A 15,138-nucleotide genomic window follows, 5' to 3' on the forward strand; every position below is an offset into this window, starting at 1 on the left:
GGGTGCGTCGGCTGTTCCCGGGTCAGGATTCGAGCGCGGCGTCCAGAGTGATCTCGACGCCCGTGAGTGCTTTGCTGACCGGGCACGTCTCCTTGGCCGACTGCGCAGCCTTCGCGAAACCTTCTTCGTCGAGGCCATCGACTTCACCGCGGACCGTCAGCTTGATACCCGTGAGCTTGAATCCGGGATTGTCCGGGCCGAGCGAGACGTCGGCCTTGACCTCGAGACTCTGGGGTGTGCCGCCCGCTTCGGCGATCAGCGCCGACAGCTGCATTGCGTAGCAGGACGAGTGTGCGGCGGCGATCAACTCCTCCGGGCTCGTCGTGCCGTCGGCATTCTCGGCGGCACGCTTGGGGAAGGACACGTCGAACGTCGCTGCGCCCGAACTCGTCAACTCGACCTGACCCGATCCTGCTTCGAGGGTTCCGTTCCATGCGGTGCGCGAAGTACGTGTGGGCATTGCGTTCCGATTCCTCTCGTCGCGGACCGCCCGTCCAGCGGCCCTGGTGTGCAGGTTGCCCGGATCGGCTGTTCGCTAACCGGGCCTCTCCGCGGACTCCGCTCGCTGCGCGTCGTGCGAATGATAGTGCGCGAGAAGGACTCTTTCGGCGTCGCGTTTGGGGAATGCGAAGAACACCAGAACCGCACCCACCAGAACCACGAGAATGGCTGCGGCGTAAGCGTTCTGGTCACCGTCGAGGAACGCTTGCCTCGCGGCTGAGATGATCTGATCGGCATACTGCGGGTAACTCTCGGAGAGGTCGGCGGCCGAGGAGAACGATTTCGTCAGGACCGCCTGGGTCTGCTCGCTGACCGCGCTCGCGTTCGGAGAGCTCGCGATCTGCGAGGACACCGACGCCGCGTAACCTGCCGTCAGCAACGCTCCGAGGGTGGATTGCATGATGGCACCACCCAGGTCGCGTTGGAGATCTGCAGTGCCGGAGGCCATTCCGGCACGATACACCGGAACCGAGCCCGTCAGCGACCGCGACGCCGGTGTGCCGGCGAACCCGACGCCGACGCCGAGCATGATGTAGCTGATCGCGACGACCCAGTAGGCGATGTTCTCCTTCCAGGTCGCCCATGCGACGACGAGTCCGGCGACGATGAACACGTATCCGAGCAGCAGCGTGAACCTCGACCCGTGGGACTCGACGAGCTTGGCCGACTGCGGTGCGACGACGACCATCGCCAGCGCGGCGGGAAGCGTCGACGCGCCAGCAGCGAGAGTCGAGTATCCGAGCACGTTCTGCAGAAACTGCTGTCCGACGAAGATGACACCCATCAACGATCCGAACACGATGATGCCCGCCAACGCCGCCACCCAGAACGTGCGACGTCGGGCGACGCCCAGGTCGTACAACGGAGATTCGACCCGTCGCTGCCGGACGACGAACGCGACACCCGCCGCGAGCGCGATGACGCCGAGACCGATGGACAACGTCCCCATGCCTTGCACCGGCGCGAAGTTGATACCGAGAACCAAGGCCGCGATGAACACCACCGACACCATGCCGCCGAGATGGTCCACCGCGTCGGTCGTCTCGTTGACGTGCGCGGGCACGAGCACCACCGCGAGGATCAAGGCCAGCAACGCGAGTGGCAGCGTCACCAGGAACACCGAACCCCAGTGGAACTTCTCGAGCAGCGCGCCCGACATCAGCGGTCCCAGCGCGGACAGGGCGCCGCCGAGCGCCGACCACAACGCGATCGCCTTGGTCCGTGCCGGTCCCGACCACAACGCCGTGATCAGGGCCAACGTCGTCGGGTACGCGAGCCCCGCGGACAGACCACCGAGCAATCGGGCACCGAACAGCACCTCGACGTTCGGCGCGAATCCCGCGACCACACATGCCGGAATCGACAGCGTCATTCCCAGCACGAGCAGTAGCTTGCGTCCGTACCGATCTCCGATCGCACCGAGGTACAACACCGACGCGGCAAGACCGAGCGAGTACGCGACGGCGACGAGGTTCAGCTGGGTCTGACTCGCGTCGAAATCTCGACCGATCTCGGGCAGAGCGACGTTGGCGACGGCCAGATTCAGGTTCGCCACTGCGGCGACGAGGATCAGAACGAACAACACCAGCCCGGCTCGGCCCGGTACCGAGCCCTTCTCGACAGAGGTCACACGCGACAGTAAAGCTCAGTATGGGCGTTCGTGCCTCACCTTTGTCGTGCGAACTATGTGCTCGCTCGCGGTCGTTCCGCATCGATGGACCCTCGCAGCCGTCTATCGGCTGCCGCGTGACATCGATGCCGTAGGACAGCGAGACAACGAAGCGGGCCACGCCGAACAGATGGCGTGGCCCGCTTCGTTGGAACTACCTGACTACTCGCTGTCGCTGTCTCCCGCGGCCTTGGCCAGGTCGACGGGCAGCTCGTCCGGAACGCTGATCGGCTTCTTCTCACCGCGGAACGTGAACTTGGCGTCCTCGCCCTGGCCTTCGCCGTCCCAGTTCTCGACGTCGACCAGAACGATCTGGCCTGCCTCGATCTCGCCGAAGAGAATCTTCTCCGACAGCTGGTCCTCGATCTCGCGCTGGATCGTGCGACGCAGCGGCCGCGCACCCAGGACGGGGTCGAATCCGCGCTTCGCGAGCAGGGACTTCGCCTTCTCGGTGACCTCGATGGACATGTCCTTGTTCCGCAGCGCACCCTCCACGCGGTTCAGCATGAGGTCGACCATCTGGATGATCTCGTCCTGCGTGAGCTGGTGGAACACGACGATGTCGTCGATACGGTTGAGGAACTCGGGGCGGAAGTGCTTCTTCAGCTCGTCGTTGACCTTGAGCTTCATGCGCTCGTAGTTCGAGCCCTGGCCCTCACCCGAGGAGAAGCCGAGGCCGACGGCCTTCGAGATGTCCGACGTACCGAGGTTCGACGTGAAGATCAGCACGGTGTTCTTGAAGTCGACCGTACGACCCTGACCGTCGGTGAGGCGTCCGTCTTCCAGCACCTGCAGGAGCGTGTTGTAGATCTCCTGGTGTGCCTTCTCGATCTCGTCGAACAGGACGACGGAGAACGGCTTGCGACGGACCTTCTCGGTGAGCTGGCCGCCCTCTTCGTAACCGACGTATCCGGGAGGAGCACCGAAGAGCCGCGACGCGGTGAAGCGGTCGTGGAACTCGCCCATGTCGATCTGGATGAGTGCGTCGTCCTCGCCGAACAGGAAGTTCGCGAGAGCCTTCGACAGCTCGGTCTTACCGACACCGGACGGGCCGGCGAAGATGAACGAGCCCGACGGGCGCTTCGGATCCTTCAGGCCTGCACGCGTACGACGGATCGCCTTCGAGACGGCCTTGACGGCGTCTTCCTGGCCGATGATCCGCTTGTGCAGCTCCTCCTCCATGCGGAGCAGACGCGTGGTCTCCTCCTCGGTGAGCTTGAAGACGGGGATGCCGGTCCAGTTTCCGAGGACCTCGGCGATCTGCTCGTCGTCGACCTCGGCGATGACGTCCAGGTCACCGGAGCGCCACTGCTTCTCACGCTCGGTGCGCTGGTGAACCAGCTGCTTCTCCTTGTCGCGCAGGTTCGCAGCCTTCTCGAAATCCTGTGCGTCGATCGCGGATTCCTTCTCGCGACGAGCGTCGGCGATCTTGTCGTCGAACTCGCGCAGGTCCGGCGGCGCGGTCATCCGGCGGATGCGCATGCGCGCGCCCGCCTCGTCGATTAGGTCGATGGCCTTGTCCGGCAGGAACCGGTCGTTGATGTAGCGATCGGCCAGCGTCGCGGCCGCGACGAGAGCACCGTCGGTGATCGAGACGCGGTGGTGAGCCTCGTAGCGATCGCGCAGACCCTTGAGGATCTCGATGGTGTGCTCGACGGTTGGCTCACCGACCTGGACGGGCTGGAAACGACGCTCGAGAGCCGCGTCCTTCTCGATGTACTTGCGGTACTCGTCGAGGGTCGTGGCACCGATGGTCTGCAGCTCACCACGAGCGAGCTTCGGCTTGAGGATCGACGCCGCGTCGATGGCACCCTCGGCCGCACCTGCACCCACGAGAGTGTGCAGCTCGTCGATGAACAGGATGATGTCGCCGCGAGTGTTGATCTCCTTGAGGACCTTCTTCAGGCGCTCTTCGAAGTCACCGCGGTAGCGGCTGCCTGCAACCAGCGACCCGAGGTCGAGGGTGTAGAGCTGCTTGTCCTTCAGCGTCTCGGGAACCTCGCCGTTGACGATGGCCTGCGCGAGGCCTTCGACGACGGCGGTCTTACCGACGCCGGGCTCGCCGATGAGAACAGGGTTGTTCTTGGTACGGCGGCTCAGGACCTGCATGACGCGCTCGATTTCCTTCGCGCGACCGATGACGGGGTCGAGTTTGCCTTCCAGGGCAGCCTGGGTCAGGTTACGTCCGAACTGGTCGAGAACCAGCGACGTCGACGGGGTGCCCGCCTCGCCACGGCTGCCGCCGGACTCCGACGGCTCCTTGCCCTGGTATCCCGACAGCAGCTGGATGACCTGCTGGCGAACACGGTTCAGGTCGGCTCCGAGCTTGACCAGAACCTGAGCCGCGACGCCTTCGCCTTCGCGGATCAGACCCAGCAGGATGTGCTCGGTGCCGATGTAGTTGTGGCCGAGCTGCAGCGCTTCACGCAGGCTGAGCTCCAGAACTTTCTTGGCGCGCGGGGTGAAGGGAATATGACCGGACGGAGCCTGCTGGCCCTGACCGATGATCTCCTCGACCTGGCTGCGGACTCCTTCAAGGGAGATACCCAGCGACTCCAGAGACTTGGCCGCCACGCCCTCACCCTCGTGGATGAGACCGAGCAGGATGTGCTCCGTGCCGATGTAGTTGTGGTTGAGCATCCGGGCTTCTTCTTGAGCCAGGACGACAACACGCCGCGCGCGATCGGTGAACCTCTCGAACATCGCTCTCCCTCACTTCTCGGTGGGTGGTAGCACTCACCCACCAGGTCTTTCCAGCACCACGTTTTCGGTAACTCGGGGTCGCTCGGCATCGAAGGTGTCGCGCCTACGCTCCAATACGTCTGCGCGCCCAACTTCACTGTAGTTGGCCGGTGGTGCGCTTGCCGACCCTCGGTCCCGTAAAGCCCCGGTTCCGAAAGGTCCTACCGAGGCCCTCCATGCCTGCTTACCGTTCATAACGCGTGCACGGGCAGTTTCGTTTCCGGTTCGCTGTCCGCTGCTGGCGAACAACCGAACCGGCTACTTCGACGGCTTGACGATCGGGAACAGGATCGTCTCCCGAATACCCAATCCCGTCAGCGCCATGAGAAGGCGATCGATTCCCATGCCGGTGCCGGTCGTCGGCGGCATACCCTGTTCCATCGCGGCCAAAAAGTCCTCGTCCAGAACCATTGCCTCGTCGTCGCCGGCCGCAGCCTGACGCGCTTGATCCTCGAACCGCTCGCGCTGGATGACCGGGTCGACGAGTTCGGAGTAGCCGGTGGCCAACTCGAATCCGCGAACGTAGAGATCCCACTTCTCGGTGACGCCCGCGATGCTGCGGTGCTGACGCGTCAGCGGCGACGTCTCGACGGGGAAGTCCCGCACGAACGTCGGCGCGGACAGGTCGTCGCCCACCTGGTGCTCCCACAGTTCCTCGACGAGCTTGCCGTGTCCGTAGATCGGCTTGCCGTCCTTGCGCGGCACCTCGAGCCCGACCTTCTCGGCCAGTGCAAGAAGCTCGTCGACGGTGGTCTCCGGGGTGACGGTGACGCCGATGGCCTCCGACAGCGACGGGTACATCTCGAGCGTCGTCCACTCGCCGCTCAGGTCGTACGTGGAGCCGTCGGGAAGCACGACGACCTGAGTGCCCAACGCCGCCTGCGCGACTTCCTGGATCAGTTCGCGCGTCATGCGGGCCGAGTCGTCGTACGTGCCGTATGCCTCGTACGTCTCGAGCATCGCGAATTCCGGCGAGTGCGACGAGTCGGCGCCCTCGTTGCGGAAGTTGCGGTTGATCTCGAAGACCTTCTCGATGCCGCCGACGACACAGCGCTTCAGGAAGAGTTCGGGAGCGATACGCAGGTACAGATCCGTGTCGAGTGCGTTGGAGTGCGTGACGAACGGACGCGCCGCGGCACCGCCGTGCAGGGTCTGCAGCATCGGGGTCTCGACCTCGAGGAAGCCGCGACGTTCGAGCGCGTTACGCAGCTCGCGGACGACGGCGATGCGCTTGCGTGCGACCTCACGAGCCTCGGGACGGGTGATCAGGTCGAGGTAGCGCTGACGGATGCGCGTCTCCTCGTTCAGTTCCTTGTGTGCGACGGGCAACGGACGCAGCGCCTTCGACGCCATCTGCCATTCGTCGGCCATGACGCTGAGCTCGCCGCGTCGGCTCGAGATGACCTCGCCGTGCACGAACACGAAGTCACCGAGGTCGACGTCGGCCTTCCAAGCTGCAAGCGCATCCTCCCCGACGCCCGCGAGGCTGATCATCGCCTGCAGCTGGGTGCCGTCGCCTTCCTGCAGCGTCGCGAAGCACAGCTTGCCGGTGTTGCGCACGAAGATGATGCGTCCGACGACGCCGACGAGCTGACCCGTCGTGGTGTCCGCGTCGAGACTGGGGTACGCATCGCGAATCTCGCGCAGCGAGTGGGTGCGCGCCACCGAGACCGGGTAGGCCTCGCGGCCCTGCTCGAGCAGCCGGTCCCGCTTTTCACGACGAATCCGTAGCTGCTCCGGTGTGTCGTCGACTATGGGGGAAGCTGCTTCAGTCACGGACACACACTTTATCCGCGAGCCCTACGTACCTCGCAAATGCATGTGCTTTCGAGGGGAGGGCTCGGGGAACCGATCAGTGCGACGCGACGGCCTCGGCCTCGCGGACGCAGTGCCTGGCCTGTGTCAGGATGCCGAGCAGCCCGGCCGCCTTGAGCGCTTGATACCCGCCGACGAGGTCGGTGGCCTTCGTCAGACCCAGTTCCTGCAGCGAGGCGGCCGCGAGCGACGAGGTGTATCCCTCGGAGCAGATCACGACCCATTCGACGTCATGGTCGATGGCGGCGGCGAGTCGCGCGTCGCTGGTCGGATCGAGACGCCATTCCAGAACGTTGCGTTCGATCGCGAGCGCACCCGGAAGCGTCCCCTCGACGGCGCGCTGCGCCTGAGGGCGGATGTCGACGACTATCGCGCCCCGTGCGACGGCGTCGCGCAGCTCGAAGACGGTCATGCGGTCGATCTTGGTGCGGGCCTGCTCCAGCATTTCGACGATGGTCATTTCGAAGGTCCTTCGGGTTCGTCGGTGAGCTCGGTGCGGGTTCTTCGAAGTGTGGACTTGTCCGTCACTTCGTAGTACGACATGGCCGTCAGAGGCGGCGAATAGGCATGCACGCTCAGCGTCGGGTGAGGAGTCGTCGGGTCGCTCCGCAGGCTCCGCTCCTGCCCGGTGATCGACGCGGGTGCACGCATGACGTCGTGAACCCATCCGAGAGGGAACGACGCCTGATCTCCCGCGTCGAGACGTCGGCGCTTCAACGCGTCTCCCGCCCAACGGTATTCGACGAGCGAGCCGCTGAGAACGGTGAGCGCTCCGAGCGACCCGGCATGGTCGTGCAGCTCGGTGGACCGGTCGGCGACCCAGCTGATCAGCCAGACGTCGAGGTCGTCGTCGGCGTGCAGGCGCGTCGACCAACGCTCGTCGGTGGGCCAGACTCCGCCTGCGGGCAGCAGGTGGTCGAAGCGGCCCTCCAGAACATCGGCAGCACCCTGATCGGTGATGCGCAGCAGGTCATGGGGGCGCAAGCGCGTCGGCAGCGTCAGCTGGGGAGAGACGGGCGCAGATACAGAAAAGACAGGTGTGGAAAGCACGGAAACTACTCCAGGGTGTGAAAATGAACGAGGCAGCGGTCAGCCTCGACAACACTCCTGGGGTCCCATGCACATCATCACGCCGACGATTCTGACACACGCAGCGCGAACGCGCTAGCGCGCCCGCCTTTTCGCCAGATTGCGTTCGTACACCAGACGCAGGCCTTCGAGCGTCAGATCGGGCTCGTGATGCTCGATCGACGTGCTCTCGTCCATGATCAGCGGTGCACTGTCGCCGGTGCCGATGACCGCGACATCCTTGCCTGCGAACTCGGGCAGCTCGCGTCTGACGCGTCCGACGAGGCCGTCCACGAGACCCGCGAAGCCGAACACGGCCCCGGACTGCATGCACTCGACCGTGTTCTTCCCGACGACCGAGCGTGGACGAATCAACTCGACTTCACGAAGCGCCGCGGACCTCGACGACATTGCGGCCGTTGATATTTCGAGTCCGGGTGCGATCGCGCCACCGAGGAACTCTCCCTTGGCCGACACGACGTCGACACACGTCGTCGTGCCGAAATCGACGACGATGCACGCACTTCCGTACAGATCGTATGCCGCGAGGGTGTTCACGATCCGGTCCGCACCCACCTCTTTCGGATTGTCGACGAGCAGAGGCACTCCCGTGCGTACACCGGGCTCGACCACCACGTGCGGCACGTGCTTCCAGTACCGCGCCAGCATCGTGCGCATCTCGCGCAGCACCGACGGGACCGTCGACAGTGCCGATACACCGGTGATCCGATCGACGTCGTCGCCGAGAAGCCCACGCAGCATCAGAGCCAGCTCGTCCGCGGTGACGCGAGGATCGGTGCGCATCCGCCAGTCGCGCAACAACTTCGAGTGATCTCCGCTGCCGGTGAAGAGCCCGAGCGTCGTCGACGTGTTGCGCACGTCGATCGCGAGAAGCACGGCTACACCGCGACGGAATCGGCGCGCAACGAGCGCGGGTCGATCAGGCCCGAACCCTCCGGCGCGTGCGCCGGGTCCGCACCGAGCACGACGGGCGCGTTCTTGTCGTCGACGAACACCACGCGCGGGGCGTAGTCCGCTACCTCCTGCTCGTTCATCACGCCGTAGGCGATCAGGATGACGAGGTCACCGGGATTGACGAGATGCGCTGCGGCACCGTTGATTCCGATGACGCCACTGCCCCGCTCACCGGTGATGACGTACGTTTCGAGGCGTGCGCCGTTGTCGATGTCGACGATCGTCACCTGCTCACCCTCGAGCAGGTCCGCAGCCTCCATCAGGTCCTTGTCGACCGTCACCGAACCCACGTAGTGCAGGTCCGCGTGCGTCACGGTGGCGCGGTGGATCTTCGATTTCATCATCGTGCGAAACATGGTCGTTCCCTTCAGTTCTCGAGGAAGCCGGTGCCGACGGCGACCCCGACGTTGTCGATCAGCCGCGTCGTGCCGACCTTGGCTGCGACGAGCAGCCGGCCGTCGCCGCGTTCGGGCGCGGGACCGAGATCCACACCCCGAAGTTCCAGATAGTCCACTTTCACCTCGGGCGTGCTGTCGAGCACGCTCCGTGCGGTCGCCAGAATCGCCTCGGCGCCACCTGCTGCCGCGTGGGCACCGGCGACGAGAGCCGCGGACAGCACCATCGCCGCCTCACGTTGGGCGGGATCGAGGTATCGGTTACGCGACGACAACGCGAGCCCGTCCTGCTCGCGAACCGTCGGAACGCCGAAAATCTTGACGTCGAAGTTCAAGTCCCGCACCATCTGTCGGATCAAAGTCAGCTGCTGATAGTCCTTCTCCCCGAAGTACGCCGCATGCGGCGTCGCTATCTGCAGCAACTTCGCGACGACCGTCAGCATTCCGGCGAAGTGAGTGGGACGCGACACCCCTTCGAGTTCGCTCCCGAGCGGGCCGGGATGGATCGTCGTGCGCGGGCCTGCCGGGTACATGTCGGACGCCGACGGAGCGAACACGAGCTCGACGCCTTCCTCGCGCAGAAGTTCGACGTCGGCATCGAGCGTACGCGGATACGCGTCGAGATCCTCGCCTGCACCGAACTGCAGCGGATTGACGAAGATCGACACGATGACGACCGCACCGGTACGCCGCGCCTGACGCACGAGATGGATGTGCCCGGCGTGCAGAGCACCCATCGTCGGCACCAGCGCGACGGTCTTGCCCACGGCGCGAAGGGCTTTCGACACCGAGGTGACGACGGCCGGATCGTGGTGGACTGTCAGCTCCCCCGCCTTGTAGCTGCCTGCCAGGGTCATCGTTCACCTTCCAGAAATTCGACGAGCTCGGAGTTCGAGCCGATCTTCGTTGCCGCGCGCAGTGCGAGGGCTCGGTACTCGGCCGCGATGCCTGGATCGACCTTCGCCAGCGTCGCCAGGTGTGCTTCGACGGCGACGAGGTCGCCGCGGGCGACAGGCCCGGTCAACGCCGAGCGGCCGCGTCGCAACGCATTCTCGAGAGCGGCAGTGACGAGCGGTGCGAGGACTCGGACCGGGGTGTTCGGGTCCGTGTCGATACCGGGGAATCCAGGGCCGTCGAGTGCGACGCCGAGTGCGTCGATCGCGTCGGCGATGACCGTGACGAGGTGGTTCGACCCATGCGCGAGAGCTGCGTGATAGAGCACCCGATTCTCTTCGGCGACGTGAACCGGCTCGCCACCGAGCTCGAGGACGAGCGCTTGCGCCACCGCGTAACCGATCTCGTCGGCGGCGGTGATACCGAAACACGCGGACGACAGACGGTCCGTGTCCTCGGCCTCACCCGTGAACGTCATCGCGGGGTGGATCGCCAGGGGAATCGCCCCGAGCGCCGTCAGCGGCGCGAGCACCGAGATGCCGTTGGCACCCGACGTGTGTACGACGAGTTTGCCCGGGGCCACCGCGCCCGTCGACGCCAAGCCGGAGGCGATGGATGCGAGTTCGGTGTCGGGAACAGCGAGAACGAGAAGCTCTGCCCGACGCGCGACCTCGTCGACCGGCAGAATCTCGGTGTCGGGCAGTCGGGTCGTCGCCCGCTGCACCGAATCCGCGGATACCGCGGAACACGCCACGACGACGTGGCCGACGCGCTCGAGCGCCTCGCCGACCGCAGTGCCCACACGGCCCGCGGAAACGATTCCCACGGTGAGGCGTGCAGGTGCGATGTCGGCGGTGAACTCCGATGAGGTCACCAAAGATCCCTTCGTTCGTTCCAGTCCCGCTCGGCGGGTACCAGACGTCCTTCAGGAAGGATAGCGGCATCGCGCACCGCCCGACCACGGGCCGAGCGCGTGATCTATTTCACGGGCGGCGTGTCAGTCCGCGCGACGGCGGTGCCGACGCGTCTGAGGCTCGGACCCTCCCGATTGCAGGCCCGCCATGATCTCGGCTACGGACCGGCCGTTCGAGTGAGCTCCGTCGGCGTCGACCTCCGGCTCCGCACGACGACGGCGACGCGGTGAGACCGGGGGCAGCCCGTCGTCGTACGTCGGTGCAGGGTCGGGAGCGGGCGCAGGGTCCGGCGACGCCTCCGCTGCTGCCTCGCCGCCGACGTACGCGGGTTCGGGGTGCGGCTGCGGCTCCGGCTCGCGCTCGGGTTCCGGCTGACGATCGAGCTCGGGCTCGGGTTCCGGGAGAGAGGGTGGGCCTGCAGGCGAGCCGACCGGCTCGTTGACGAGGGGCGCGATGGGTGCGCGCGGTGGCATCGGAACACGACGTCCGCTGCCGGGGATCCGGACATCCGTCGCGCGCTCGGACCGTCGACGGATAGGAGCGGCGGTGGAATAGCCCGTGGCTCCCGGGTCTTCGCTGCCGATGGGGACGTCGGGGTACAGCACGGACGTCTCGGCCGTGACGGGCTCGTCGAGCGGGTTTCCCAGCCCGGCGACGGGCGCGCTCTCGGCGTCCGACGTGCTGGCCTGCGGCTGCGAACCGCCGCCCGGGACGTAGAGGCCCGACGCCGCAGCCTGGTAGTTCTCGTAGCTGCGACCGCCGAGTTCCTGCATCCGTGTCGCCTCGGCGCGCAGCGCCACACGTTCGGTGGGCAGGTTTCCGTCGAACAACAGCTGCAGGTTCTCGCGAAGATGCGCGAGTTCCGCGCGCAGGGCTGCGACCTCGGTGGTTTCCAGCTGCACCTCGCTGCGCACCCGGGCCTCGACGCCCAGCTCGTACTCACGCCGGGCGGAGATCTCGCGTGCGAGCTGCAGTTCGTACACCGTCTGCAGATCCTTGGCCTTGGCCTGATCGGCCACTGCGTCGCGTCGATACTTGGTCATCGCGAAGGCGCCGACGATCGCGGCCCACAGCGCCGAGACCAGGCCGACGCGCAGCCATTGAATGTTCTCGCTGAACAGCAGCAGCGCACTGGCTGCGATGCCGAACACCACCAGGGCGGCGATGAACAGCTGGCTCGCACTGCGCCGCGGACGGCGGGTCGCTTTCGCGCGAGTCGGTTCGGTCATGGCAACCAGGGTAGCCGGGAATTCGGACTACACGAGACAAGCTGAAACGTCGATCTGATTCGATTCACAAGACCGTCGTGTTCACACGGTACGAGCGAGGCTCACGGCGTGGGCTCGTCGGGCGAGTCGTCCGGCGTGCGGCAGCAGTGTTCGAGCCACAGCGCAGCGCCGACGAGCGCTGCACCCGCGACGAGTCCGACGATCGCGCCCGCTCGGTCGGAGGCGGCCGCACGCACGGTCGACACCATCGGCATCACGTGCAGCAGGAATCCGATCCATACGCCGGTCGCAGCAGCACCGACCAGTGCGGAAGCCTTTGCCAGAGCCAAGGCTCGCGCTGCGGTGATCGGGTGAATCTGACGCGGGCCCGCGCCGATCTGACGCCGGTCGACCCTGGATCGGATCACGAACGCGAGGATCGTCTCGACCAACGCGACGGGATAGAGCGACGCGCCTGCGTAGACCGGGATGGGCGGCAACGATCCGTAGAACGTGCGCACCAGCAACCACGTGGCGACGGCCGCGATGACGGCGAGACCGATCAGATCCCAGACACGAGTCGGTTTCACGCGGACTCCGGTGTGTCGAGCGTCATGTCGGTTCGACGCACGCCCGCTCGTTCGTCAGCGCTGAGGGCAGCGAGCCACTCGGTGACAGGGCGAGCCGTGCCGTCGACCTCGAGCGTCGCAGCCGGGTCGACGTCGAGCCACGGGATCAGAACGAACGCCCGCTCGTGCGCACGAGGGTGCGGCAGAAGAAGTTCGGGATCGTCGCTGCTCACGTCGTCGCACACGACGATGTCGACGTCCAGGCTGCGTGGCCCCCATCGCTGCACACGGACCCGATCGGCAGCCGTTTCGCATGCACGGGCGAAGTCGAGCCACTCCCACGGCCCGCGAGCGGCATCGTCGACGATCAGAATCGCGTTGAGAAAATTTTGCTGCTCGACGCCTCCCCACGGCTCCGACGAGTAGACGGCCGACGCGGCCACGAGCCGATCGCCGAGCGCGTCGACGACCGATCGAAGATGCGCGAGCGAATCTCCGATGTTGCTGCCGATCGACAGCACGGCACGCGTCACGACCTGCTCCGGTAAGCGACGACCGCGACGTCGCCGAACGTCAGCGGAATCGGCGCCGACGGTTTGTGCAGGGTGACCTCGACCGCGTCGACTCGCTCGTCGGCCATGACGCCGTCGGCGATCTCGGCGGCAACCGTCTCGATGAGATCGCGAGGTGGGCCTGCCACGATCTTCGCCGCGGCCTCGGCGAGTTCGCCGTAGTGCATCGTCCGCGTCAGATCATCCGTGGCCGCAGCTGGACGCAAGTCCATCCACACGATGATGTCGACGACGAAATCCTGGCCGTCACGCTTCTCGAAGTCGAAGACCCCGTGATGTCCGCGGACGACGAGTCCACGCAACTCGATCCGGTCGCTCATGCGCCTCCTGACTGCCATGCTGCTACGACCGCCACCGCGTCGAGCGAGGAGATGGCGTCGTGCACCCGGACGCCCCAGGCGCCGCCTGCGACGGCGAGTGCAGACACGACGGCCGTGGCGACTTCGCGGCCTGCCGGTGGGCGCGGTGCGCCGTCGTCGGCGGCGAGCAACGATCCGAGAAAGCGCTTGCGCGATGCACCGATGAGCACCGGCATCTCCAGCTCGACGAACGTCGGCAGCGCATGCAGCAACTGCCAGTTGTGACGCGCGTTCTTCGCGAACCCGAGGCCGGGATCGAGGATGATGTTCGACGCGTCGACGCCTGCTGCGAGCGCGAGATCGACCTGCTCGAGCAATTCGCGTCGGACGTCGGCGACGATGTCGTCGTAGTGCTCGACGCCCCCGGCGTGCACGTAGGCCGTCGCCGGTCGCCAGTGCATCAGAATCCACGGCACGCCTGCGTCGGCGACGACGTTGGCCATGTCCTGGTCCGCGCGTCCACCCGAGACGTCGTTGACGATCGACACTCCTGCCTCGATCGCAGCCGCGGCGACCGACGCCCGCATCGTGTCCACGCTGGTCGTGACTCCGTGCTGGGCCAGAGCAGCGATGACCGGAGCGACGCGGTCCGCCTCCACCTCGGGTGCGACGCGTGCAGCGCCGGGACGAGTCGATTCGCCGCCGACATCGACGATGCCGACGCCGCAGTCGCGCAGTTCGAGACCGTGCGCGACAGCCGCGTCGAGGTCGAGATACCGGCCACCGTCGGAGAACGAGTCGGCGGTGACGTTGAGAACACCCATCACGACGGGTGCGTCGGGCACGCTCATTTGCGAAGAATGAGATCCAACGCCTCGGCCCTGGACGCGGCACTGGATTGCAACAGACCGCGCACGGCCGACGTCGTCGTGCTGGCACCGGGTTTGCGGATGCCGCGCATCGCCATGCACAAGTGCTCGGCCTCGATGACGACGATGGCGCCGCGCGGATCGAGCTTGCGCATGACCGCGTCGGCGATCTGGCTGGTCAGGCGCTCCTGCACCTGCGGGCGCTTGGCATACAGGTCGACGACGCGTGCCAGCTTGGACAGGCCGGTGACCTTGCCTGCCTTGCCCGGGATGTAGCCGACGTGGGCGACGCCGTGGAAGGACACCAGGTGGTGCTCACACGTCGAGAACATCGGAATGTCGCGCACCAGCACCAATTCCTGGTGGCCCTCGTCGAACGTGGTGTTCAGCACGGAGTCGGGATCGGTGTAGAGCCCACCGAAGATCTCCTTGTACGCCCGTGCGACGCGTGCCGGGGTGTCGACGAGTCCGGGACGATCCGGATCCTCGCCGACAGCGATCAGCAGCTCGCGCACCGCCGCCTCCGCCCGGGGCTGGTCGAACGTCTGCCCCGTCTCGACCGCGACGAGCTCGCCGACGCCGTTGACCGCGGCCGCGCCGTCGTCGCCGGCATGCCTGACTGACACCAAGATCGCACCTCCGTTGGCG

16 protein-coding genes are annotated in these 15,138 nt (G+C 66.2%); all 16 read right to left on the reverse strand.

Annotated elements, in window-relative coordinates; all coding sequences use genetic code 11:
* Positions 1 to 22 precede the first annotated feature (22 nt).
* Positions 23 to 460, reverse strand: coding sequence for an OsmC family protein (locus HQ354_RS16815; protein ID WP_068423170.1), 438 nt, complete (start codon positions 458 to 460; stop codon positions 23 to 25).
* A gap of 75 nt (positions 461 to 535) precedes the next feature.
* Entirely contained in the window at positions 536 to 2,131 is a 1,596-nt protein-coding gene (locus HQ354_RS16820) for an MFS transporter (protein ID WP_222635211.1), read from the reverse strand.
* Positions 2,132 to 2,332: 201 nt separating this feature from the next.
* Positions 2,333 to 4,873: an ATP-dependent Clp protease ATP-binding subunit gene (locus HQ354_RS16825; RefSeq protein WP_068423176.1), complete on the reverse strand. Its 2,541-nt coding sequence runs from the start codon at positions 4,871 to 4,873 to the stop codon at positions 2,333 to 2,335.
* Between the two features lie 297 nt (positions 4,874 to 5,170).
* Positions 5,171 to 6,688 carry a lysine--tRNA ligase gene (lysS, locus tag HQ354_RS16830; RefSeq protein ID WP_222635212.1) on the reverse strand — a complete coding sequence of 506 codons (1,518 nt, stop codon included), beginning with the start codon at positions 6,686 to 6,688 and terminating at the stop codon, positions 5,171 to 5,173.
* Positions 6,689 to 6,764: 76 nt separating this feature from the next.
* Positions 6,765 to 7,187 carry a rhodanese-like domain-containing protein gene (locus HQ354_RS16835; protein ID WP_167677711.1) on the reverse strand — a complete coding sequence of 141 codons (423 nt, stop codon included), beginning with the start codon at positions 7,185 to 7,187 and terminating at the stop codon, positions 6,765 to 6,767.
* A complete protein-coding gene (locus HQ354_RS16840; RefSeq protein WP_308115215.1) occupies positions 7,184 to 7,777 on the reverse strand; it encodes a cysteine dioxygenase in 594 nt (197 codons plus the stop codon). The genes HQ354_RS16835 and HQ354_RS16840 overlap by 4 nt, the downstream gene beginning before the upstream one ends.
* 114 nt (positions 7,778 to 7,891) lie before the next feature.
* Entirely contained in the window at positions 7,892 to 8,692 is an 801-nt protein-coding gene (locus HQ354_RS16845; RefSeq protein WP_114331962.1) for a type III pantothenate kinase, read from the reverse strand.
* A 2-nt stretch (positions 8,693 to 8,694) separates the two neighbouring features.
* Positions 8,695 to 9,126 (reverse strand): aspartate 1-decarboxylase, encoded by a 432-nt coding sequence (gene panD, locus HQ354_RS16850; protein WP_222635213.1) that lies wholly within the window; start codon positions 9,124 to 9,126, stop codon positions 8,695 to 8,697.
* A gap of 11 nt (positions 9,127 to 9,137) precedes the next feature.
* The gene (gene panC / locus HQ354_RS16855; RefSeq protein WP_222635214.1) at positions 9,138 to 10,022 is read right to left on the reverse strand and encodes a pantoate--beta-alanine ligase; all 885 of its coding nucleotides are present in this window, start codon (positions 10,020 to 10,022) and stop codon (positions 9,138 to 9,140) included.
* Entirely contained in the window at positions 10,019 to 10,933 is a 915-nt protein-coding gene (locus HQ354_RS16860; protein ID WP_222635215.1) for a Rossmann-like and DUF2520 domain-containing protein, read from the reverse strand. Before HQ354_RS16860 ends, panC begins: the two co-directional genes overlap by 4 nt.
* A gap of 123 nt (positions 10,934 to 11,056) precedes the next feature.
* Positions 11,057 to 12,202 (reverse strand): DUF6779 domain-containing protein, encoded by a 1,146-nt coding sequence (locus HQ354_RS16865; protein WP_222635216.1) that lies wholly within the window; start codon positions 12,200 to 12,202, stop codon positions 11,057 to 11,059.
* A 101-nt stretch (positions 12,203 to 12,303) separates the two neighbouring features.
* Positions 12,304 to 12,771, reverse strand: coding sequence for a DUF3180 domain-containing protein (locus HQ354_RS16870; RefSeq protein ID WP_068423200.1), 468 nt, complete (start codon positions 12,769 to 12,771; stop codon positions 12,304 to 12,306).
* Entirely contained in the window at positions 12,768 to 13,283 is a 516-nt protein-coding gene (folK, locus tag HQ354_RS16875) for a 2-amino-4-hydroxy-6-hydroxymethyldihydropteridine diphosphokinase (protein WP_222635217.1), read from the reverse strand. The genes HQ354_RS16870 and folK overlap by 4 nt, the downstream gene beginning before the upstream one ends.
* On the reverse strand, positions 13,280 to 13,642 hold the full coding sequence (gene folB, locus HQ354_RS16880) for a dihydroneopterin aldolase (RefSeq protein ID WP_114331956.1): 363 nt from the start codon (positions 13,640 to 13,642) through the stop codon (positions 13,280 to 13,282). Before folB ends, folK begins: the two co-directional genes overlap by 4 nt.
* Entirely contained in the window at positions 13,639 to 14,472 is an 834-nt protein-coding gene (folP, locus tag HQ354_RS16885; RefSeq protein WP_222635218.1) for a dihydropteroate synthase, read from the reverse strand. The genes folB and folP overlap by 4 nt, the downstream gene beginning before the upstream one ends.
* Positions 14,469 to 15,116, reverse strand: a complete 648-nt coding sequence (gene folE, locus HQ354_RS16890) for a GTP cyclohydrolase I FolE (RefSeq protein WP_114331955.1) — start codon at positions 15,114 to 15,116, stop codon at positions 14,469 to 14,471. Before folE ends, folP begins: the two co-directional genes overlap by 4 nt.
* Positions 15,117 to 15,138 lie beyond the last annotated feature (22 nt).

The sequence above is a fragment of the Rhodococcus sp. BP-261 genome, from assembly GCF_019835205.1.
In the GTDB taxonomy this organism is placed as follows: domain Bacteria; phylum Actinomycetota; class Actinomycetes; order Mycobacteriales; family Mycobacteriaceae; genus Rhodococcoides; species Rhodococcoides kyotonensis_B.